This window comes from Qipengyuania aurantiaca (genome assembly GCF_019711375.1).
GTDB lineage: Bacteria > Pseudomonadota > Alphaproteobacteria > Sphingomonadales > Sphingomonadaceae > Qipengyuania > Qipengyuania aurantiaca.
On record NZ_CP081295.1, the window covers coordinates 2,695,210 to 2,715,716 of the forward strand.

General features: G+C 64.1%; 22 protein-coding genes. 8 read left to right on the plus strand and 14 right to left on the minus strand.

The window, feature by feature from the left end:
- The first annotated feature begins 42 nt into the window (after positions 1-42).
- Positions 43-603, plus strand: a complete 561-nt coding sequence (locus K3148_RS13130) for an ATP-dependent Clp protease proteolytic subunit (protein ID WP_221425206.1) — start codon at positions 43-45, stop codon at positions 601-603.
- A gap of 25 nt (positions 604-628) precedes the next feature.
- The gene (locus tag K3148_RS13135) at positions 629-1,267 is read left to right on the plus strand and encodes a peptidylprolyl isomerase (RefSeq protein ID WP_221425207.1); all 639 of its coding nucleotides are present in this window, start codon (positions 629-631) and stop codon (positions 1,265-1,267) included.
- On the opposite strand, the gene K3148_RS13140 is transcribed toward K3148_RS13135, so the two are convergent.
- The 5 genes from K3148_RS13140 to sdhC all read right to left on the minus strand — a co-directional run bounded on the left by K3148_RS13140 (position 1,264) and on the right by sdhC (position 5,708).
- Positions 1,264-2,049: a glycoside hydrolase gene (locus K3148_RS13140; protein WP_221425208.1), complete on the minus strand. Its 786-nt coding sequence runs from the start codon at positions 2,047-2,049 to the stop codon at positions 1,264-1,266. The genes K3148_RS13135 and K3148_RS13140 overlap by 4 nt on opposite strands.
- Positions 2,050-2,113: 64 nt before the next feature.
- The gene (locus K3148_RS13145; protein ID WP_221425209.1) at positions 2,114-2,923 is read right to left on the minus strand and encodes a DUF4349 domain-containing protein; all 810 of its coding nucleotides are present in this window, start codon (positions 2,921-2,923) and stop codon (positions 2,114-2,116) included.
- Between the two features lie 162 nt (positions 2,924-3,085).
- Positions 3,086-4,927: a succinate dehydrogenase flavoprotein subunit gene (gene sdhA, locus K3148_RS13150; protein ID WP_221425210.1), complete on the minus strand. Its 1,842-nt coding sequence runs from the start codon at positions 4,925-4,927 to the stop codon at positions 3,086-3,088.
- Positions 4,927-5,313 (minus strand): succinate dehydrogenase, hydrophobic membrane anchor protein, encoded by a 387-nt coding sequence (gene sdhD, locus K3148_RS13155; protein WP_221425211.1) that lies wholly within the window; start codon positions 5,311-5,313, stop codon positions 4,927-4,929. Before sdhD ends, sdhA begins: the two co-directional genes overlap by 1 nt.
- Before the next feature lie 14 nt (positions 5,314-5,327).
- Positions 5,328-5,708: a succinate dehydrogenase, cytochrome b556 subunit gene (gene sdhC / locus K3148_RS13160; protein WP_221425212.1), complete on the minus strand. Its 381-nt coding sequence runs from the start codon at positions 5,706-5,708 to the stop codon at positions 5,328-5,330.
- 112 nt (positions 5,709-5,820) lie between these two features.
- Between sdhC and K3148_RS13165 the strand changes: the two genes are divergently transcribed.
- From K3148_RS13165 to K3148_RS13180, 4 genes are read left to right on the plus strand one after another with little or no spacing between them, the layout of a single operon-like run.
- Entirely contained in the window at positions 5,821-6,531 is a 711-nt protein-coding gene (locus K3148_RS13165; RefSeq protein WP_221425213.1) for an SDR family NAD(P)-dependent oxidoreductase, read from the plus strand.
- Positions 6,521-7,459, plus strand: coding sequence for a subclass B3 metallo-beta-lactamase (gene bla, locus K3148_RS13170; RefSeq protein ID WP_221425214.1), 939 nt, complete (start codon positions 6,521-6,523; stop codon positions 7,457-7,459). The genes K3148_RS13165 and bla overlap by 11 nt, the downstream gene beginning before the upstream one ends.
- Positions 7,456-8,358 carry a 50S ribosomal protein L11 methyltransferase gene (locus K3148_RS13175; RefSeq protein ID WP_221425215.1) on the plus strand — a complete coding sequence of 301 codons (903 nt, stop codon included), beginning with the start codon at positions 7,456-7,458 and terminating at the stop codon, positions 8,356-8,358. Before bla ends, K3148_RS13175 begins: the two co-directional genes overlap by 4 nt.
- A complete protein-coding gene (locus K3148_RS13180; RefSeq protein WP_247711586.1) occupies positions 8,355-9,035 on the plus strand; it encodes a DUF2459 domain-containing protein in 681 nt (226 codons plus the stop codon). Before K3148_RS13175 ends, K3148_RS13180 begins: the two co-directional genes overlap by 4 nt.
- Here K3148_RS13180 and K3148_RS13185 read toward each other — a convergent pair.
- From K3148_RS13185 to ligA, 3 genes are read right to left on the minus strand one after another with little or no spacing between them, the layout of a single operon-like run.
- Positions 9,032-10,144 carry a serine hydrolase gene (locus tag K3148_RS13185; RefSeq protein ID WP_221425216.1) on the minus strand — a complete coding sequence of 371 codons (1,113 nt, stop codon included), beginning with the start codon at positions 10,142-10,144 and terminating at the stop codon, positions 9,032-9,034. The genes K3148_RS13180 and K3148_RS13185 overlap by 4 nt on opposite strands.
- 50 nt (positions 10,145-10,194) lie before the next feature.
- Entirely contained in the window at positions 10,195-10,377 is a 183-nt protein-coding gene (locus K3148_RS13190; protein ID WP_221425217.1) for a glycine zipper domain-containing protein, read from the minus strand.
- Between the two features lie 3 nt (positions 10,378-10,380).
- Complete coding sequence (gene ligA / locus K3148_RS13195) at positions 10,381-12,453, minus strand: NAD-dependent DNA ligase LigA (protein WP_221425218.1); 2,073 nt, start codon at positions 12,451-12,453, stop codon at positions 10,381-10,383.
- Positions 12,454-12,544: 91 nt separating this feature from the next.
- Here ligA and K3148_RS13200 point away from each other — a divergent pair, with 91 nt between their 5' ends.
- Positions 12,545-13,039 (plus strand): DUF2165 family protein, encoded by a 495-nt coding sequence (locus K3148_RS13200; protein WP_247711587.1) that lies wholly within the window; start codon positions 12,545-12,547, stop codon positions 13,037-13,039.
- On the opposite strand, the gene recN is transcribed toward K3148_RS13200, so the two are convergent.
- The 6 genes from recN to proB all read right to left on the minus strand — a co-directional run bounded on the left by recN (position 13,036) and on the right by proB (position 19,481).
- Positions 13,036-14,700, minus strand: a complete 1,665-nt coding sequence (gene recN / locus K3148_RS13205; protein WP_221425219.1) for a DNA repair protein RecN — start codon at positions 14,698-14,700, stop codon at positions 13,036-13,038. The two genes, K3148_RS13200 and recN, sit on opposite strands and share 4 nt — an antisense overlap.
- Before the next feature lie 53 nt (positions 14,701-14,753).
- Positions 14,754-15,776, minus strand: a complete 1,023-nt coding sequence (locus K3148_RS13210; protein ID WP_221425220.1) for a TerC family protein — start codon at positions 15,774-15,776, stop codon at positions 14,754-14,756.
- Positions 15,776-16,966 carry a Na+/H+ antiporter NhaA gene (gene nhaA, locus K3148_RS13215; RefSeq protein WP_221425221.1) on the minus strand — a complete coding sequence of 397 codons (1,191 nt, stop codon included), beginning with the start codon at positions 16,964-16,966 and terminating at the stop codon, positions 15,776-15,778. Before nhaA ends, K3148_RS13210 begins: the two co-directional genes overlap by 1 nt.
- 88 nt (positions 16,967-17,054) lie before the next feature.
- Complete coding sequence (locus K3148_RS13220; RefSeq protein WP_221425222.1) at positions 17,055-17,228, minus strand: DUF465 domain-containing protein; 174 nt, start codon at positions 17,226-17,228, stop codon at positions 17,055-17,057.
- Between the two features lie 234 nt (positions 17,229-17,462).
- Positions 17,463-18,263, minus strand: coding sequence for an outer membrane protein assembly factor BamD (locus K3148_RS13225; protein WP_221425223.1), 801 nt, complete (start codon positions 18,261-18,263; stop codon positions 17,463-17,465).
- A gap of 69 nt (positions 18,264-18,332) precedes the next feature.
- Positions 18,333-19,481 carry a glutamate 5-kinase gene (gene proB, locus K3148_RS13230; protein ID WP_221425224.1) on the minus strand — a complete coding sequence of 383 codons (1,149 nt, stop codon included), beginning with the start codon at positions 19,479-19,481 and terminating at the stop codon, positions 18,333-18,335.
- Between the two features lie 228 nt (positions 19,482-19,709).
- Here proB and K3148_RS13235 point away from each other — a divergent pair, with 228 nt between their 5' ends.
- Positions 19,710-20,477, plus strand: coding sequence for a pyrroline-5-carboxylate reductase family protein (locus tag K3148_RS13235; RefSeq protein ID WP_282099623.1), 768 nt, complete (start codon positions 19,710-19,712; stop codon positions 20,475-20,477).
- The last annotated feature ends 30 nt before the right edge of the window (positions 20,478-20,507 follow it).

Here is a 20,507-nt window from a genome sequence, read left to right on the forward strand (position 1 = left end):
ATCACTGGAGCTAGGCCAGCGACAAAAGGAAGCGCTCATTTCATGGATAACGACGACCGCAACGCCGTTCTTACTGCACCGCAGATCCGGCTGGTCGGTAGCGTGGACGAGGCGATGTATGCCGAGTTCCGCAACCAGCTTGGCGCCTCGCCGACCGATGGGCCGTTGGTGATTGCTCTTACCACCCTGGGCGGCAATCCGGAAATTGCCCGCGCCATGGCCGACGACGTCCGGTTGCTTCGCGAAGCGGGACGCACGATTTATTTCCTCGGCAAAGCGGCCGTCTACTCGGCCGGTGCGACCTTCATGGCGGGGTTCCCGATTGCCTGCCGGTTTCTCACGCAAGACACCACCCTGCTGATCCACGAACGGCAGATCAGCAGGACCATCTCGCTTTCCGGCCCCTTGCGCAGCTGCACCAACCAGCTGAAGGCAGCGCTCAACGAAATCGAGCAGTCGATCGCGATCGAGGAGGCGGGGTTCCGCGCGCTGGCGGAGGGGTCAAAGGTCGATCTCGACGAAATACGCGAGAAGGCCCCCGACAACTGGTACCTCGGATGCGAGAAGGCAAAAGAACTCGGCCTCATCGCGGATGTCATCTGACGCGCGAATGGGTTAGGCTGGGTCCATGATGAAAGCGATCCTTCCCGCCCTCACCCTCCTCGCCGCGCCGCTGGCTGCGCAGGAAGCCGCGCCGCCCGGCGATCCTCCGGACACCACGCTTGTTGTGATCGAAACGACCATGGGCGACATCACCGTGGCGCTCGAGACCGAGCGCGCACCGGTCACCGCCGGCAATTTCCTGCGTTATGCCGACGAGGATCGCTTCGACGGCACGGTCTTCTACCGCGCCATGCACCTCGACTGGGGCGAGCCGCCCAATGGCCTGCTGCAGGGCGGGACGCAGAACGATCCCGAGCGCATTCTTGACGGTATCGCGCACGAGCCGACCAGCGAGACCGGCCTCAGCCACACGGACGGGGCACTCTCCATGGCGCGGCTCGATCCGGGCACGGCAACGGGCGATTTCTCGATCATGATCAAGGACCAGTCCGGCCTCGACGCGCATCCCGACAGCTCGGACCCGAACCTGCAACTCGGCTATGCAGTCTTCGGCTATGTGGTCGACGGCATGGAGGTCGTGCGCGCGATCCACGCCACCCCGCGTGATCCCGAAGCCGGCGAAGGCTGGATGAAGGGCCAGATGCTGGCCGAGCCTGTGAAGATCGTGGATGTGCGTCGGGTCGAGGACGGAAGCGCCGACTAGCACTCTTCGGCGGTATTCTCCGGCGGCGGTCCCGGCGGAACGCGCGCGGCGCTCATCCAGAAGGGATCGGACTTGAGGCGGTGCGTGTCGCCATAGGCCTTGCCGAGCGCGGCATAGAGGCGCGGGTCATAGGCTTCGAGGTCCGGATGGTTGAGGATCTGCCGCCCGTCGACCACCACGAGCCGGTTCGAATTGAACCAGATTTGCGTGCCCTCTGCCCAGTATTCCTGGATGGTGGTGGTGGCGTATTCGTTGAGCCAGAGATCGTTCGCCAGCGCGTTCGCATAGGCCGCCTCCACCTCGGCATAGAGCGGCGGGTCGACCGCTTCGATGGCGAAGAGGATATTGTGCGCCATCTCGTGGACGAAGATCGTCTCGCCCCAATAGCGTGTCGAATAGAGGCCGAGCACGTCCTCCTCCGAACCCACCGTTCGCGGCCCGCCGATTCCGCGCGCGCGCTCGTCCCAATACTGCCGGTCGGACTTCGCCCCGATCCGCTCGTCGTAATGCTTGAGCTCGCAGCGGGTCAGCCGCGGATCCTCCCGCGCAGGCTTGGTCCAATGCGCCTTGTCCGGAAGGTCGAGCAGCGCCTCTTCGTCCGCAATGATGGCGACGCGGTAGTCGTTGGCGACAAGCCATTCGGCGAATTCGGGGCGATGCGCCAAGAGGCCAGACGCCATGTCCCGCGCCGCGGAAAGCGCTTCATCGGGCACGCGAGTGGACGAGAGGATCGGCACGCCGCGGGCCGACACGTACTTTGTATAAAATGTCTCGGCAGACAATGCCTCGGGCGGTGGCGAAGGCGCGCTAGCGCAACCGCCGAGGACCAATGCAAGAAGGGCGAGCCTAACTATTTGCACGGACTTCCATGGACCTCTCCGGTTCGCCTGCAGAGCTGTCATCCGCATACTTGCGGCGCCAGAACTTGCGGAAGCGCAAAAAGGCTGTGCCGAGTATCCCGAAGTATACCGCAGTCAGGATCGCGACACCGAATACGGCAGCGAGCGAAAAGAAGAACATCGTCAGGACTTCGTCGATGGCGTCACTCAACCTGTCGCGTTGGGGGCCGCCGGCCTGCGAATTGTAATTGATCCGCACGGTGACCGCGCCTGGGGTTTCGCCCTGCTCTGCGAGCGTTTCCGCCACTTCGGTTTCCAACCGTTCAATCTGTGAATCGATTGATCGCAATTGCCGGCGCGCAGCGGCGCGCATGGCCGCGTCCTCGCCGTCGATAATCGCTTCTAGCGACTCTCGCTGGAGCGTGAGGAGACGTCTCTCGACCGCCTGCTCTTCCGGGCTTTGCCGCGGCTGCCCCCTTCGGGACTGATCGTTCAGGTTTACCGAAATTCCGTCGTCAAATTCGACATCGGTCAATTGCTGGACAAACGCATCCACCCTGTCTGGCGCGACGGCCATGATGAGATGTCCGCTGTTACGATCGTACTCGTTGATCGAGAAGCCGAGAACCTGACAATCGGGAAGTCCGATCTCGTCGCACTGCTGTTTGTGCTTCTTCAAGTAAGCGGCGACCCGCTGCTCGGCGGAAGCTCGGTCGAAGCTGAACAAGACGAATTTGTCGCCGCTCGGCAGCGGAGTTACCGGTTCCGCTGACCGACTTATGGGGATCGTCTCCGACGCCGCAGGGGTAGCCGCCATAAGACCAGCGATGAAAACGCCGAGTGCTGTGACACGCAAAGGAGTTTCTCCTCCAAAAATCAGATGGCTTGAATGGAGGATATAGTATCACATAGCAAGATGCAAAAAGAGAACTTCCGCCCCCCAAGAGGCGAAAGCTCCCTATATTGCCAATCCGGAAGATCAGTAGACCCGCTTCTTCGGCTCGATATACTTCACATCGTCCGTCAGCGTGTATTCGTGCACCGGGCGATAGTCGATCTTCACGCCGCCGCCCTGGCCGCCCCAGCCATCGAACCATGCGATGGTGTGCTTCATCCAGTTGGCGTCGTCACGCTCGGGGAAGTCTTCGTGCGCGTGGGCGCCGCGGCTTTCCTTGCGGTTTTCGGCCGATGCCATGGTGACGTTGGCCTGCGCCATGAGATTGTCGAGTTCGAGCGTCTCGATGAGGTCGCTGTTCCAGATCAGCGAGCGGTCGAAGACCTTGATGTCTTCCATCCGCTTGTTGACGGTCTTGAGGACCTCGACACCTTCGGCCAGCAGCTTGCTGTCGCGGAAGACGGCGGCGTGCTTCTGCATGCCCTTCTGCATTTCCGCGCGCACCTCTGCCGTGGGCGAAGCGCCGTCGGCATGGCGGAAGTGGTCGAGACGACCGAGGGCCATGTCGGCGCTGTCCTTGGGCAGTTCGGCGTGGCTCGCGCCGGGCTTCACGATTTCCTTCAGGCGATGGCCGGTCGCGCGGCCGAAGACCACGAGGTCGATCAGCGAGTTCGAGCCGAGACGGTTCGCGCCGTGGACCGACACGCAGGCCGCCTCGCCGACCGCGAACAGGCCGGGGACGATCTTTTCCGAATCCTTCGGATCGCCCGCCATGACTTCGCCGTGGAAGTTACAGGGGATGCCGCCCATGTTGTAATGCACCGTCGGCGTGACCGGCAGCGGCTGCTTTGTGAGGTCCACACCGGCGAAGATCTTGCCGCTTTCGGTGATCCCCGGCAGACGCTCGCCCAGCACCTTGGGATCGATGTGGTCGAGGTGGAGGAAGATGTGGTCGCCATCGGGGCCGACACCGCGGCCTTCGCGCATTTCCAGCGCCATCGAACGCGACACGACGTCGCGCGAGGCGAGGTCCTTGGCGGAAGGCGCATAGCGTTCCATGAACCGCTCGCCCTCGGAGTTGGTGAGATACCCACCTTCGCCGCGCGCGCCTTCGGTGATGAGCACGCCCGCACCGTAGATCCCGGTCGGGTGGAACTGGACGAACTCCATGTCCTGCAGCGGCAGGCCCGCGCGCAGCACCATGCCACCACCGTCGCCGGTGCAGGTGTGGGCGCTGGTCGCGGTGAAGTAACAGCGGCCATAACCGCCCGTCGCCAGCACCACGGCCTGGCTGCGGAAGCGGTGGATGGTCCCGTCGTCGAGGCACATGGCGATGACGCCGCGGCATACCTTGCCGTCAGGGCCGTCTTCCATGATCAGGTCGAGCGCGAAATATTCGATGAAGAAGTCCGCGTCATACTTCAGGCTCTGCTGGTAGAGCGCGTGGAGCATGGCGTGGCCGGTGCGGTCGGCCGCGGCGCAGGTGCGCTGCACCGGCGGGCCTTCGCCCATGTTCTGCATGTGGCCGCCGAACGGACGCTGGTAAATCGTGCCGTCGTCGTTGCGGCTGAAGGGCACACCGGCGTGCTCCAGCTCGTAAACCGCCTGCGGGGCTTCACGGACCATGTATTCGATCGCGTCCTGGTCGCCGAGCCAGTCGGAGCCCTTCACCGTATCGTACATGTGCCACGACCAATGGTCGGGCGTGTTGTTGCCGAGGCTGGCGGCGATGCCGCCCTGCGCTGCAACGGTGTGCGAACGGGTCGGGAAGACCTTGGTGATGCAGGCCGTCTTGAGGCCCGCTTCGGCGCTGCCCATGGTGGCGCGCAGGCCCGAGCCGCCGGCGCCTACGACGACGGTGTCATAGGTGTGGTCGATGATCGGGTAGCTACGACCGCCGATTTCGAAAGTGTCGGTGCGGGCCATCAGGCGGCTCCTCCGAGGGCGATGCGGGCGATCGACACGAGGCCGAAGGCTGCGCCGCCGATTGTTGCAAGGTTGAGAAGGACGAGCGTGGCAAACTTGGTGCCCGCTTCGTGGACATAGTCTTCGACCAGCACCTGCAGGCCGAGGCGCGCGTGCCAGAACACGCTGACGATCAGCAGCGCCAGCGCGGTGGCGGGCAGCGTCTGCGAAGCCCATTTGGTCATGCTGGCGTAGTCATAGGCCGGGAGCAGCGCGAGGCTGGTCACGAGGAAAAGCATCAGCACCAGATTGCCGATGGCGGTGAAGCGCTGCACCAGCCAGTGATGCGCGCCCTCATGCGCCGAGCCGAGCCCGCGCACGCGTTTGATAGGAGTGTCGTGTGCCATGTGGTGCGAGACCCTTAGCGAAGCAGGACGACCGCCCAGAAGGCGATCGTGAGGAAAATGGCGAGGATGGGCGATGCGATCGACCACATCTTGTTCGTGTCGAGTTCGTAGCCTGCGCCGATATCGAGCACGAAGTGGCGAAGGCCGCTCATCATGTGGGTGAAGAACGCCCAGCTGAGGCCGACCAGCACGATCATGCCGATGGGCGAACCCATGACCTCGGCGAAGGTCGCATAGGACGCTTCGCCCCCAGCCATCGCACCCAGCCACCAGAGCAGCACGGCGAGACCGACGATGGCCAGCCCGTCGCCGGTGACACGGTGAAGGATCGAGACCAGCATGTGCGGGCCCCATTTCCAGATCTGCAAATGCGGTGAAAGCGGGCGGTTTGCCATGGATACGCGTGTCCGTTGCGATGAATTTCGTCGCGCCTCCTTAGCGAAGCTGTCGCCTCGTGCAAGGCGCGCGGCCTCGACATTTGTCGCAAAGTTTCGAATAGCGTGATGCATGACATGCATTCTCCTCACCGGCTCGTCGCGCGGAATTGGCGCTGCGGCCAAGACGGCGCTCGAAGCGCGCGGGGCCAAGGTCGTCGGGCAGGCGACCTCCAGCGACAGCACCGACACGGTCCCGGCCGACTTTTACGAACCCAATGCGCCGCAGGAATTGTGGGAGGCGGCGCTTGCCCGCGCGGGCGGCAAAATCGACGTGCTGGTGAACAACGCCGGCCTGTTCGACCCAAATCCGATCGAGCGGTCGGACATCGAATGGCTCGACGCGTGGGAGGACACCATGCGGATCAACCTCACCGCCGCGGCGCAGCTCAGCCGGTTCGCGGTCAGGCACTGGCAGGAACGCGGGTGCGAGGGCCGCATCGTCCATGTCGCCAGCCGCGCCGGCCACCGCGGCGATTCGCCCGCACACTGGCACTATGCGGCCAGCAAGGGCGGCATGCTGGCGATGCACAAGAGCATCGCGCGCGCCTATGCAGCCGAGAAGATCTACAGCTTCGCCATCACCCCCGGCTTCACCGACACGGCGATGGCGGGGGATTATCTCGACAGCCGCGGCGGGCCGGGCCTGCTCGCCGACATCCCACTGGGCCGCGTAGCGGAGCCGGAGGAAATCGCCAGGCTGGTCGAATTCTGTGCACTCGACGCGCCGCCCAGCATGACGGGAGCGACCCTTGATGCGAATGGGGCGAGCTATGTCCGTTAAAACACTCCTCGTCGCCGCGCTCTCGCTGGCTGCGACAGCCTGCGCCAACACGGCCGCGCAGCCTGCTTCCGATCCCGTCGTCGCGCCCCCTGCATCCGAGACGGCGCCGACCCCGCGAGAGCGTGTCGCCGCTTTTCTCGAGACGTGCGAAGAATGGGACGAGTGGGACAAGCCTGCCCCGCCCTTCCAGATCCTCGGCAACACCTGGTATGTCGGCACCTGCGGCATTTCCGCCATCCTGGTGACGAGTCCGGAAGGCCATGCCCTAATCGACAGCGGAACCGAAAGAGGCGCGGAGATCGTGCTCGCGAATATCGAGGCCGCGGGCTTCGCTCCGAGGGACGTGCGCTATCTCCTGCCCAGCCACGAGCATTTCGACCACGTCGGCGGTTTCGCAAAAATCCGGGAAGCGACGGGTGCGGATGTCGTTGCATCAAGCATCGCAGCGCAGGTCTTTCGCAGCGGAATTGCAAGCCAAGACGACCCGCAGGCTGCTATGCTTGATCCCATAGCCCCCGTCGAAGTCGCCCGCGTGGTCGGCAACGGCGAGGTCCTGCAGCTCGGCGACATGGAATTCACCGCCCATGCCACGCCGGGTCACACACCCGGCGCGCTCAGTTGGACCTGGACCGCTTGCAGCAATCCGGGCGAGCCGCCGATTTGCCGCCGCATCGCCTATGTCGACAGCCTCTCTCCCATTGCGGCGGACGGCTACCGGTTCAGCGATCATCCGGCTTATGTCGGCGCGTTCCGTACGAGCATCGACCGCGTGCGCGCCCTGCCCTGCGACGAACTCTACACGCCCCACCCTTCGGCCAGCGGGATGATAGGGAACATGCGCACGGGGAAAATCGCGTCCTGCACCGATTACGCGGCTGCCCTGACCCGCAAGCTCGATGAGCGCCTTGCGAAAGAAGCTGCGCAATGAGCGCGTGGAAACTTTCCGGCGAAGCCGACAAGAAGACCGTGCAGGCCGCCCTGCTCGCGCATGACGAGGCTTGGGATTTTCCCGAGGAGCTGGTCGTCTCAGGCCGCGAGATTGCGGAAGACAAGCCCGACGACTGGATCCTCGAAGTCTGGCTCGACCACAAGCCGACCGCGGCTGACAGGAGAGCCGTCGCGGGGTTGTTTGCCGATGGCGCGCCCGATCTCTCGGCGGAGAAACTGCCCGAACAGGACTGGGTGACGCTCAGCCAGCAGGGTGTCGAACCGATCCGCGCGGGCTGCTTCCATGTCCGCACGCCCGACTATCCGGCCGACGACACGCTGGTCGATTTCATCATCCCCGCCAGCCAGGCCTTCGGGACCGGTCAGCACGAGACCACCGCCGCCTGCCTCGCCATGCTCGATCTGATGAAGCGCGAGGGGCTGGTGGTGAAGAACCACGCCGACATTGGCACGGGCACGGGCCTGCTCGCCTTTGCCGCCATGCACCTGTGGCCGCACGCCAAGGCGATCGCTTCGGATATCGACTATGTCTGTGCCGGCGTGGTCGCGGATAATTGCGCCGCCAACGCGGTGGCCATGGGGTCAGGCCCCGGCGAGCTCACCATGGTCATCGCGCCGGGCACGGACGATCCACTGATAGAAGCCCGCGCGCCCTACGACCTGCTGATCGCCAATATCCTCGCCGGGCCACTGGTGGAGCTTGCCCCCGACTTCGCCGCAGTCGTGACGCCGGGCGGCAGCCTGCTCCTGGCCGGCTTGCTTCAGACGCAGGAGGCCGAGGTGCGCGCGGCCTACCGCAGGCAGGGCTTTCGCCTCGCCCGGCGCGTCACCAATGGCGACTGGTCGATCCTCTGGCTGCGCAAGAGCCGCGTGCGGTGACACGCAAGCGAGCGGTTCGCATTGCGGCGTGGGCTTTCGGCGTGCCCATCCTCGCCATGCTGCTGTTCCTTTTGTCCGCATGGATAGGCAGCTCGATCCCGCGCAATTCCGACTGGAGCGAGCCGGAAATCGGCATCGAGATCATGGTCGGCGACAACGGCATCCACACCGAAATCGTCATGCCGCTGGTCAGCAATGTGAAGGACTGGCGCGAGACCTTCCCGGCAAGCGACCTTCCCAAGCCCTACCGCCCATACACCCATGTCGCGGTAAGCTGGGGCGAACGCGAAGTGTTTCTCAACACACCGACCTGGGCGGATCTTAGCATCCCCACCGCTGTCAACGCAGCGACGGGCGGCGACGGTCTGGTCCACGCGGCGCATTACGTCCGCCCTGCCCCCAGCACAACCAACCGCCCCCTCCGCCTGACCGAGGGGCAGTACAGGCGGCTGGTGGAAGCGATCGAAGCGCAGGTGCCCTCGCCCGGCAACCGCGAAGTCTATCCGGGCTATGCGAGCTACGACGTGTTTTACGACGCGCCCGGCACCTATCACCTCGGCAACACCTGCAACCAGTGGACGGGCGACACGCTGGCCCATGCCGGTGTGAAGATAGGACACTGGACGCCGCTGCCCGGCGGCGTGATGAAGTGGATATCCGATCCGGAGGCGAATTAGGCCTCGACGTTGCTCTCGCGCGCCTCGTGGTAGCGGACCACTCTCCGGGTAACATCCTGCATCATCTCCATCCGCGCAGCATAGGACGCGCGCGTCTGGCCGATCAGCACCACCAGCGCATAGCGCGTGCCGTCGGGGGCGGTGAGGATGCCGACATCGTTATAGCCGGACTGTACGCCGTCAAAGAACTGGCCGGTCCCGGTCTTGTGACCGAACTCCCATCCGGCAGGCACACCGCCCTTGAGGCGTCGCGGACCCGATTTCGTGCGCGACATAGTTTCCAGCAGAAGCTGGGTCGATTCTTCCGATAGTAGGTCCCCTCGTGCCAGCCTTGCCAACGCACGTGCTAGACCTTCTGCGGTTGCACCATCCATCGGGTTGTCGAGATAGTCCTCGAACGCCGCACGGCGATCCGCCTCCGGCACCTCGTCACGCGCGTCGTAGAAAGTGTTGCCTTGCGAATAGGACTGACGCCATTCGAGCCCGGCGATGCGGCTTTGCTTGGTCCGCTCATCCGTCCCGAATTGCACGCCCTCAATGGCGTTGCGGCGCAGGAAGCCCTCGACCGCCTGCACCCCACCGACATGGCGCAGGAGGCGGTCGTTGGCGGTGTTGTCGCTCTGCGTGATCGCGCGATCAATCAGGTCGCCATAATCCGTGGTGAACGATCCGCGCGCCTTCACGATATTGCGGATCGGCTGGTAGAAAACGGTCAGGTCCTCGCGCCCGATGGTGACCCGTTCGGACAAGTCCAGCGCGCCTTCGTCCACCCGGTCGAGCGCGGTCATCGTCACCCATAGCTTGCTGACGCTCTGCTGCGGCATGGGCGCCGTGCCGTTGTAGGACATGGTGGCAAGGCTGTCCGCCTCGGTGATCGCAATGCCCACCACTCCGGCGAAACCTTCACCGATCTCCTGCAATTCGGCCTGCAGGGCCGTTTGTGCTTCGGTCAATTCGGGATCGGGCGGAGCGTCCACTTCCTCCTGCGAGATGGTGATGCGCTTTTCGAACTCGGCCGCGCTTTCGCCCGGCGTGCTGACCGAGGTGGCAAGGACAAGGAAGGCGCCGACGCCGGCGACGGTCAGGAACAGGACAGGGGAACGACTCACATCACCCTAACGAGAGGTAAGCCGATGGTTTCCGAACAATTTCCTCAGCTTCAATCCTCGCGTCCCTCGGAGGTATCCGGCGCTCTCTCATCCTGCTCGTCTTCCTCCCGAAAAGCAGCGGTGAAGGCGACCGCGAAGCATAGGCCGATGGCGAGGCCGACCGCGATATTGTCCAGCGTGACGGCGAACATGACGCCGAAGACCCCTCCCAGGGCGAGACCGCGCGTGTCCATGGTTCAGCCCGCCTCCGCCACGATTTTCGCCCAGCCCGCCTCGTCGATCACCTCGATCCCGAGGTCGGCGGCCTTCTTGAGCTTGCTGCCCGCGCCCGGCCCGGCGACGAGCAGGTCGGTCTTGGCGCTGACCGATCCGCTGGCCTTCGCGCCGAGGCGTTCGGCCTGCGCCTTGGCCTCGTCGCGGCTCATGGTTTCCAGCTTGCCGGTGAAGACCACCGTCTTGCCGCTTACCGGGCTTTCCTTCGTTTCCACGATGTAGGGCGGAGGCGAGACTTCGGAGAGGATGTCGTCCCACACGGCCTTGTTGTGGTCCTCGTGGAAGAAATCACCCAGCGCCTCCACAACCGCGCCGCCGATCCCGTCGATCGAGGTCAGCGAAGCGGCCGCCTCCTCGACCCCGGCACGCGCGGCTTCGGCCGCTTGGCGCAACGCGGGAAGCTCGTGGAAATGCTTCATCAAATCGCGTGCCGTCACGGCGCCGACATGGCGGATGCCGAGACCGAACAGCAGGCGCGCGGCATCGGGGGCCCGGCGCGCCTCGATGCTGTCCACAAGCTTATCCACAGACCGCTCCTGCCATCCTTCGAGCGCGAGGATGGCGTCGCGACGCTGGTGCAGTCGGAAGATATCGGCGGGGCTTTCGAGCCATCCCAGCGCGAAAAACTGGTCGATGGTCTTTTCGCCCAGCCCGTCGATATCGAGCGCGCCGCGGCTGACGAAATGCTTCAATCTTTCCGTGCGTTGCGCGGGACATATGAGCCCGCCTGTGCAGCGCACATCGACCTCGCCCTCCTCCGCCACGGCTTCGCTGCCGCATTCGGGGCAGTGATCGGGGAAGGCGAAGGGTTCGCGCTCCGCCTCGCGGGTGAGGTTATCCACAAGCTGTGGAATAACGTCGCCCGCGCGCTGGACCACCACGCGGTCACCCGGTCGCACGCCGAGCCGCGCGATCTCGTCCCGGTTGTGGAGCGTGACATTGGTGACGGTCACCCCGCCGACCAGCACCGGGGCAAGACGCCCCACCGGGGTCAGCTTGCCCGTGCGCCCGACCTGGATGTCGATCGCCTCAAGCGTGGTCTCGGCCTGTTCAGCCGGGAACTTGTGCGCCAACGCCCAGCGCGGTGCCTTGGCGACGAAGCCAAGCCGCTGCTGATAGTCGAGCCGGTCGACCTTGTAGACCACACCGTCGATTTCATAAGGAAGGTCAGGACGTTCCTTCGCGATTTTTGCATAATGTGCGAGCATACCCTCGACGTCATGCACGCGCGTGAACAGCGGCGAAACCGGCACACCCCAGCTCTCGATCCGGCGCACGACCTCTTCCTGCGTAGCGCCCGGCACATCGGACGCCGCGCCCCAGCCGTGGGCCCAGAACTTGAGCGGACGCTTTGCCGTCACGCTGGCATCCTTCTGGCGCAGCGAACCGGCCGCTGCGTTTCGCGGGTTGGCGAAGAGCTTGCCGCCCGCTTCCTCCTGTGCCGCGTTGAGCGCGTGGAAGTCGGCCTTGGCCATATAGACCTCGCCGCGGATCTCGAAGACCTCCGGCACGTCACCGGAAAGCTGCTGCGGGATGTCGGCGATATGCGCGACATTGGGCGTGACATCCTCGCCCACCTGCCCATCCCCGCGCGTGGCGGCGCGTACCAGCCTGCCGTTCTCGTAGCGCAGCGAGCAGGAAAGACCGTCGATCTTGTCCTCGGCGGTGATAGCGACCGGCTCGCCCTCGTCCAGCGACAGGAAGCGCCGCACACGCGCCACCCATTCCGCGACTTCCTCGCCCGAAAAGGCGTTGTCGAGGCTCATCATGCGGACTTCGTGCGTGACCTTGGACAGCGGCGAGGCGGCAATCTCGTGGCCCACGACCTTGGAGGGCGAGTCCTCGCGCACCAGATGCGGGAATTGCGCCTCCAGCTCCGCATTGCGCCGCACTAGCGCATCGAACTCCTGATCGGTGATCTCCGGCGCGTCCTCGGCGTGATAGAGCTTGTTATGCTTCGCAATCGCCCGCGCGAGACGCATCAATTCGTTGGCGGCTTCGGCTTCGGTCATGTCCACAGGCTTGCTCGCCGGCATTTGGTCGATTCCCTTCCCCTTCGCTATGCATGAGCCGAGCGGACGGGAAAAGTGCCGCGCACGGGTCGCGGTTCAACTCTTGGGGGAAACCATGACCGATCGCATCCTGAAAGCTGCAATAACCGCGAGCGTCGCCCTGATGGCGCTGCTGTATGTCGCGCACAACATCGCGAATCTGCAGCAGGCCTACGACTTTTTCGTCTACACCACGAGCCATGCCGACCAAGAGGCCTATCCGGTAACCCTGCTCCCGGTCCCGCCCGCATTTCTTATCGTCATAGCCATGGTGCTGGTGTTCTCGCTGGAATTGCTGGCCGGGCTTGGCGGACTGTATGGTGCGTGGAAGCTGTTCTCGCTTCGCCGCGCAAGTCCCGATGCATTCGAAGCCGGAAAGCGCTGGGCGAAAATCGCCATGGCTGCTGCGGTGGTCAATTGGTGGGGACTGTTCCAGGGGGTCGCGGTCGCCGGTTACCAAATGTGGCAGATGCCACTCGGCCAAGGTCCTTTCGACGGGTCATGGGTGTACGGCGGAATGGCGATGATGACGCTGATCTATCTCAGCATCGTCGAGCGTGGGGTCGACTAGACCCCCTCCAGCAGCCTGTCCGCCTGTGCCCGAGCCTCGGGCGTGACTTCCGCACCCGAGAGCATTCGCGCGATCTCTTCCTGGCGCCCTGCCTCGTCGAGCAGCGCCACGCTGGTGCGGGTCACCGTGCCGTCGCTGCTCTTGGCGATCATGTAATGCGTTCGCCCGCGTGCGGCGACTTGCGGGCTGTGCGTGACGGCGAGCAATTGCCCGTCCGCCGCCAGCCGCGCGAGGCGTTCGCCGATAGCGCTCGCCACCGCGCCGCCCACGCCGCGGTCGATCTCGTCGAAGATCACGGTTGCCGCCCCGCCCTGTTCGGCCAGAGCGACCTTCAATCCGAGGATGAAGCGCGACAATTCGCCGCCGCTGGCGATCTTGTTGAGCGGAGCGAAGTCCGCGCCCGGATTGGTCGCGATGAGAAATTCGACGCTGTCCATGCCCTGCGGCCCCCAGCGTTCTTCGGGCAGATCCGCCACCGCTGTGTGGAAGCGCGCAGCGTCAAGCTTGAGCGGCGCCAGTTCGCGCGCCACCGCTTCGTCGAGCCGCATGGCGGACGCGACGCGCGTGGCGTGAAGCGCCTCGGCCTCGGCGCGATAGCGATTGCCCGCCTCCTCGGCCGCCGCTTCCAGCGCGTCGAGTTCCGCCTCGCCGCCCTCGATCGAATCGAGCTGGCTGCGCATGGCGCGCATGACTTCGGGCAGTTCGTCGACCTCACAGCGGTGCTTGCGAGCCAGCGCGCGCAATTCGAACAGGCGGGTCTCGGCGGCTTCCAGCGCGGCGGGATCGTGCTCCAGCGCACCGGCGGCGGCTTCCAGCTTTTCCTCCGCCTCGCCCGCCTCGATCACGGCGCGGTCGAGCGCGGCCAGCGCTTCGGCCAGCAACGGATGTTCGGGCGCGATCCGATCGAGCTTACGCGCCGCAACACGCAGGGATGCGAGCGGCGAGTCCGAACCTTCCCAAAGATGCCGCAATTCCTCGAGATCGCCCGACAGGCGCTCCCCCTTCTGCATGTCGGCGCGCGTTTCGGCGAGGCGCGCTTCTTCGCCCGCCTGCGGTTCGAGCGCGGTCAGTTCGGCGAGATGCGCCAGCAGCAGGTCCTGATCGAGCTTGGCCTGCTCCAGCGCGTCGCGCGCTTCGGCCAGCCGGTCCTCGGTGGCGCGCCACTTCGTCCACGCCTGCTCCACCTTGGCGGTGCCCGCCCCGGCAAAACGGTCGAGCAATGCGCGGTGGCCACGCGGGTTCACAAGACCGCGATCGTCATGCTGGCCGTGGAGTTCGACCAGCGCACCGGCAATCTCTCGCAGCAGCGCCACGCCGACGGGCTGGTCGTTGATGAAGGCCTTGCTGCCCCCGTCCGCCTTCAGCTGGCGCCGGATGATAAGCGGCTCGCCATCCTCGATTTCGATATCGGCATCGTCGAGCGCGGTGGCGATCGCATCCGGCAGTGTGGCGAACTCGAAGCTGGCGGAGACGCTGGCCTTCGGCTCGCCCGCACGGACGAGGCCGCTGTCGGCGCGATTGCCCAGCACGAGGCCGAGCGAATCGAGCAGGATCGACTTGCCCGCCCCCGTCTCGCCCGTCAGCACGCCCAGCCCGCGCCCGAAGTCGAGATCGAGCGCTTCGATCAGCACGATGTTGCGGATGGCGAGGCGGGTCAGCATTTCAGCGCTGTCTAGCCGAGCCGCGCGCGCCCGTCATCCTTTCGCGTGCAGTTTCAAACAGGCGGGCGCGAGGCACCCTCCGCGGGTTCGGCGGGCCAATCCTGCTCTTCCTCCCCGCGCGTCTTCCACAGGGAGTAGAGGACGCCCGCGGCGATCAGGCCGAAGGTCACGCCGAGGCTGATCCACGCCGGCATCTTGCCCCCGCCAAGCAGGAAGTCGGTTACGAAGATCTTGCTTCCGATGAACACCAGCACGGCGGCCAGCGCATACTTCAGGTAATGGAAGCGGTGCACCATCGCCGCGAGCGCGAAATAGAGCGCGCGCAGGCCAAGGATGGCAAAGATGTTCGAGGTGTAGACGATGAAGGTGTCCGTGGTGATCGCAAAGATCGCCGGTACGCTGTCGAGCGCGAAAACGAGGTCGGCAAGGTTGATCACCACCAGCGCGAGGAAGAGCGGGGTCGCCGCGGTCACCAGCTTTCCGGTCTTGCTGTCCGGGACCTTCACGAAGAAATGTTGCGCGTGCAGTTCCTTGGTCACGCGCATATGGGTGCTGATCCAGCGGATCACCGGGTTCTTGCCTACGTCCATCGGCTCGTCGCCGGCGAAGAACATCTTGATCCCGGTGACGATCAGGAAGGCGGCGAAGATGTAGAGGACCCAATAGGCCTCCGCCAGCAGCGCCGCCCCGCCTGCGATCATCAGGCCGCGCAGGACGATCACCGCCATGATGCCCCACAGCAGCGCGCGATACTGGTATTTGGGCGGGATGGCGAAATAGGTGAAGATCAGGCTGATCACGAAGACGTTGTCGATCGACAGCGCCTTTTCGATGAAGAAGCCGGTGTAATATTCTATCCCCGCGGTTGCGCCGCGTTCGAGCCAGACCCAGGCGCCGAAAAGCAGCGCTACGCCGATGTAGAAGGCGGAAAGCTTCAGGCTCTCGCCGATCCCAAGCTCCTTGTCTTCCTTGTGCAGGACGCCGAGGTCGAAAGCGGTGAGGACGATGACGATGGCGAGAAAGGCGCCCCAGAACCACACAGGGGTGCCGAGCCAGTCGGTGAAGAGCAAATCCATCAGTCGAGGCTTTCAGCGGCCGTTTCGCGCGGAAGCGAGCGGTTGAGGAGGAGATATCCGGCGACGGCCGCGACCGTCGATCCGGCGAGGACGCCGATCTTTACCGCGTCGATTTGGGCAGGGTCGGCGAAGGCGAGATTGCCGATGAAGAGGCTCATGGTGAAACCGATGGCCGCGAGCAGGCTCATAGCGTGAAGTTGCGCCCAGCTGACTCTGGGTGGCAGCGACGCGAGACCCAGTTTCACGGCGGCAAAGGCGAAGCCGAAGATGCCGATCTGCTTGCCGACAAGCAGGCCAAGCGCGATACCGAGCGGGAGCGGACCGATCAGATCGGCGGGTGACAGGCCGAACAGGGTAACGCCCGCATTGGCGAAGCCGAAGATCGGGATGACGAGGAAGGCGACCCAGGGATGGAGCGCGTGCTCCATCGTCTCCAGCGGGCCATGGTCGCTCTTGGCGTCGAGCGGCACGGTCATGGCGGCAGCCACACCGGCCAGCGTCGCGTGAACCCCCGATTTGAGCACGAAGGCCCACATCAGGATCGCCAGCAGGACATAGGGAATGGTCGATTGTACGCGCGCCCTGCCCACGGCCAGCATGACCACGAAAACGATGCCCGCCGCACCCAGCATGCCGGTGTCGAGCTCGCCCGAATAGAACAGGGCGATGATGGCGATGGCGCCGATGTCGTCTATCACGGCGATGGCGAGCAAAAGCGCCTTCAAGGCCACCGGCACGCGCGGACCGAGCAGCGAGAGAATTCCGAGAGCAAAGGCGATGTCGGTCGCAGCAGGGATCGCCCAGCCGTTGATCGTGTCGGGTGATCCGGCGTTGAGCGAAAGGAAAATCAGCGCCGGGATAGCCATGCCGCCCACGGCCGCGATCAGCGGGAGGGAGGCCTTGTCCCAGCTCGACAGCTGGCCTTCCAGCACCTCGCGCTTCACCTCCAGCCCGACGAGGAAGAAAAACACCGCCATCAAGCCGTCGTTGATCCACAGCAGCAGTGGCTTGTCGATCACGAAGCTGCCGATGCCGACCACCACGCCGGTATCGAGCAGGTCCTGGTACCCCGCCAGCAGCGGCGAATTGGCGACGGCAAGCGCCAGCAGCGCGGCGAAAATGAGGACGATACCGCCGGCGGATTCCTTCTGCAGGAAGTCCTTCAGCAGCGGTGTAATGGCCTGGACCACGGTTCTCTCCGGTGTCTGTCTGGAAAAGGCGGGCAGCCGCCGCCGGCGCGATGGAGAAACGCCAGCGACGGCCCCCTATGGCCTGCCGTCAGGCAGGGTTCGGGCGGGCGAAGAGGCGGTTCAACGCACGCTTCGCGCGCAGCTTCATCGTCTCCAGGCGGGAGATTTCAGCCGGGTCGGGCCTGCGTTTGCGCAATTCCAGACGCAGCCGCTCGTCGATCCGCTGGTGGATCTGGGTCAGGGTAAATGTGCGGGCCTTCATATTCGGTCTCCGAGATCGAGATGAATTCGATCGGACAGCCGATGGGCCGGAGGCAGGGAGGGAGGGAAGTAGGGGCCCGCCAGCACGCATCGGTTGTCCGATGCGGTCCGACATCACGTGGGCTGGAAAAGCGCACGCCAGAGGGGCCCGGTCCGCATGGAATAAATGCGCCGGAAGCGATCCGGTTTCAAGTCCGGAGTATAAAATTTTTCGGAAAAAAGCGCCCGGCGGCGATCAGCTCGCCGAAACACCCTCGGCATGGTCTTCGATCAGCTCGTAGGCCTTCTCGTACCATTCGTTGCCGGGATAGTTGGCGCCAAGGACAGCGGCATATTTCACCGCTTCGGGCTTGATGCCCAGCGCCAGGCTGCTTTCCACGAGGCGGTAGAGCGCTTCGGGAGCGTGGCTGGTGGTCTGGTAGGTATCGACCACGTTCTGGAAACGGATCTGCGCGGCGATCCACTTGCCGGACCTCTGGTAATAACGACCGATCTCCATTTCCTTGCCGGCCAAGTGGTCCTGCACAAGGTCGATCTTCAACCGCGCATCGGCTGCGTACTGCGTCTGCGGGAAACGGCGATTCACTTCGCGCAGCGCGGTCAGCGCCTGCTCAGTCACCTTCTGGTCGCGCTGAACGTCGCTGATCTGCTCGTAATAGCTGAGCGCAATCAGGTAATAGGCGTAGGGCGCGTCTTTATTACCGGGATGGATCGACAGGAAACGCTGCGCCGAAGCCGTGGTCTTATTGTAATCGCCCGCGACATAATAGCTGAAAGCGCTCATGAGCTGCGCGCGGCGGGCCCAGGGCGAATAGGGATGCTGGCGCTCGACCTCGTCGAACAGCGCGGCGGCCAGTTTCGGCTTCCCGCTGTCCAGTTCTTCCTTGGCCTGCGCGTAAAGCGTTTCGACATCGCGCGCGACATAGGCGGTATCCGCCGGCCGGTTGCTGCCCCCACCACAAGCGGCGGTGAGGGCGGTGGCTACGGCGAGAGCGCCGACGGCAAGGATACGGCTGGTGCGCGATTTGGTCGTCATAGGGCCGAGCCTATAGCCAGCACCCCGCTGAACGCCAAGTGAAGTTCGCGCAGATTTCCCCGCGCGATGTTACCCCTCGCCGATACCCTCGGGCGCATCCCACAACAGATGCCGCGTTTCCAGCATCACGAGGTTGTTGCTGCGAACGATCTCGCCGCGTGTCTTGTAGCCGAGAAGCTGCTCCGCATCGGTATCGGGATTATGCGTCATCACGCGGATTTCCTCCGAGGTAAAATCGGAAAGGCCGCGCGCGCGCTCGATACCCTTGCTGTCGTAGATGTGCAGCACGTCCCCGCGCGTGAAGTCGCCGTCCATCGAGACGATATCCGCCCGCCGGATGGGCCGGTCGCTGTTTGCCAGCGCGTCGGCCACGGCTTCGGTCACAACAAGACTGCCTGCCATCTGCAGCCGGTTGGCGATCCAGCTGTCCCACCCCGAGAGCGGATTGGGATGCGGAAGGATCTTGGTGGCGCGGCGGCTGCCGTCGAGAACGGTGGTGAGCGGCCGGTCGACCTCCCCTTGCGCGATCCAGGTCGTGACGCCGGCTTCCTGCGCCATATTGGCGGCCTGGAGCTTGGTTTCCATTCCCCCGGTACCCAGCGTGCTCTTGCCCTTGGTCGCGTCCATGTAAGGACCGACATCGGTGACCTCGGGAATGAAGACAGCGTCGGGATCGTCGGGATTGCGGTCGTAGAGACCGTCCACCCCGGTGAGGATGATGAAATCGGTCGCTCCGACCATTTGCGAGACTTTGGCAGCCAGGCGGTCGTTGTCGCCGACGCGGATTTCCTCGGTGGTGATCGTGTCGTTCTCGTTCACGATCGGCATGACGCCTGCCTCCAGCAGCCTTGCAACCGTGTTGCGGGTGTTGAGAAAGCGGCGGTGGTCCTCGAAATCGCCGAGCGTCAGCAGGACCTGCGCGATCTCGAAACCGAATTCGTGGCCAACCTGCTTATAGGCGTTGAGGAGCAACGGCATACCGCAGGCGGCGGCCGCCTGTTTGTCCGAAATGCCCGCGCTTTCGGGCGTCTCACCGATAATGCGAAGGCCGAGCGCAACCGAGCCGGAAGAGCAGAGGATGACGTTGTGCCCTTCTGCGCGAAGGGTGGCCACATCCTCCAGCAGACGCTGCAGGAAACCATAGCGGGGGGTCAGCAGTTCCTGATTTGCGAGGAGCGCCGAGCCAATCTTGACAACAATATTACGTTTCTGGGTCATATATTAAAAATGTATCTACCTTGAAATTTCTAGGATTCAATATAGATAGGGATGGTGCAGTGCACAACCGCCTTTTCTGAAATATCGAATGCGCAAGAAATAGTAAGTAAACAACTCCGAATATCTTAAGACTTGTTCAAACTCTATTTCGATTTTGCCTAAGTCGAAGAATTACACAGAGCGCGACCAGCGCGGAAACGGAATTCTAAAATTATCAATTCTATTCTTATTGTCGGATGCGGAAAAATGGGTTCCGCTTTACTTTCCCAGTGGGTCTCCGGCCCCGAGGCAATCACCGTGGTCGACCCCATGGCCAGTGACCTGCCTGAAAAAGTCACACTGGTCCGCGATGGTTCCGAAATTGCAGGCCAGCGCTTCGATTGCATCGTCGCGGCCGTGAAGCCGCAGATGTTCGACGACGTGATGCCCGGATATGCCGACAGCCTTGCCGAGGGCGGATATGTCATCTCGATTGCCGCCGGATACTCCGCCGCGCGCCTGTCGAAACTGATGGGCGATAAGCCTGTCGTTCGCGTGATGCCGAACCTCCCCGCCGCAGTCGGCCGCGGAGTAAGCGGCGTTGTTGCCGGTCCACATGCCAGTGACGCCCACATGGCACACGCGGTCGAATTCATGGAGCGCGCAGGCACGGTCGTCACCGTTGATAGCGAGGAGAAGCTGGACCGCGTGACCGCAGTTGCAGGCTCCGGTCCAGGCTATGTTTTCGAAATCGCCCGTGCCTATGCCGAAGCGGCGATGGCGCAAGGATTTAGCGAGCAAGAGGCGCGCGAAATGGTGCTCGGCACCATCGGCGGTGCCATCGCCATGGCCAGCGAGCCGGGTGCCCCCAGCCTCGAGGAACTTCGCAATTCCGTAACCAGCAAGGGCGGCACCACCGCCGCCGGCCTCAACGCGCTGAACGGCGACAATGGCCTTACCGATCGCATGCGTGCTACACTGCAGGCCTGCTACGACCGGGCGGTAGAGCTGCGCTGAAACAACAGCGCCTCCCACCCGTATTCACAT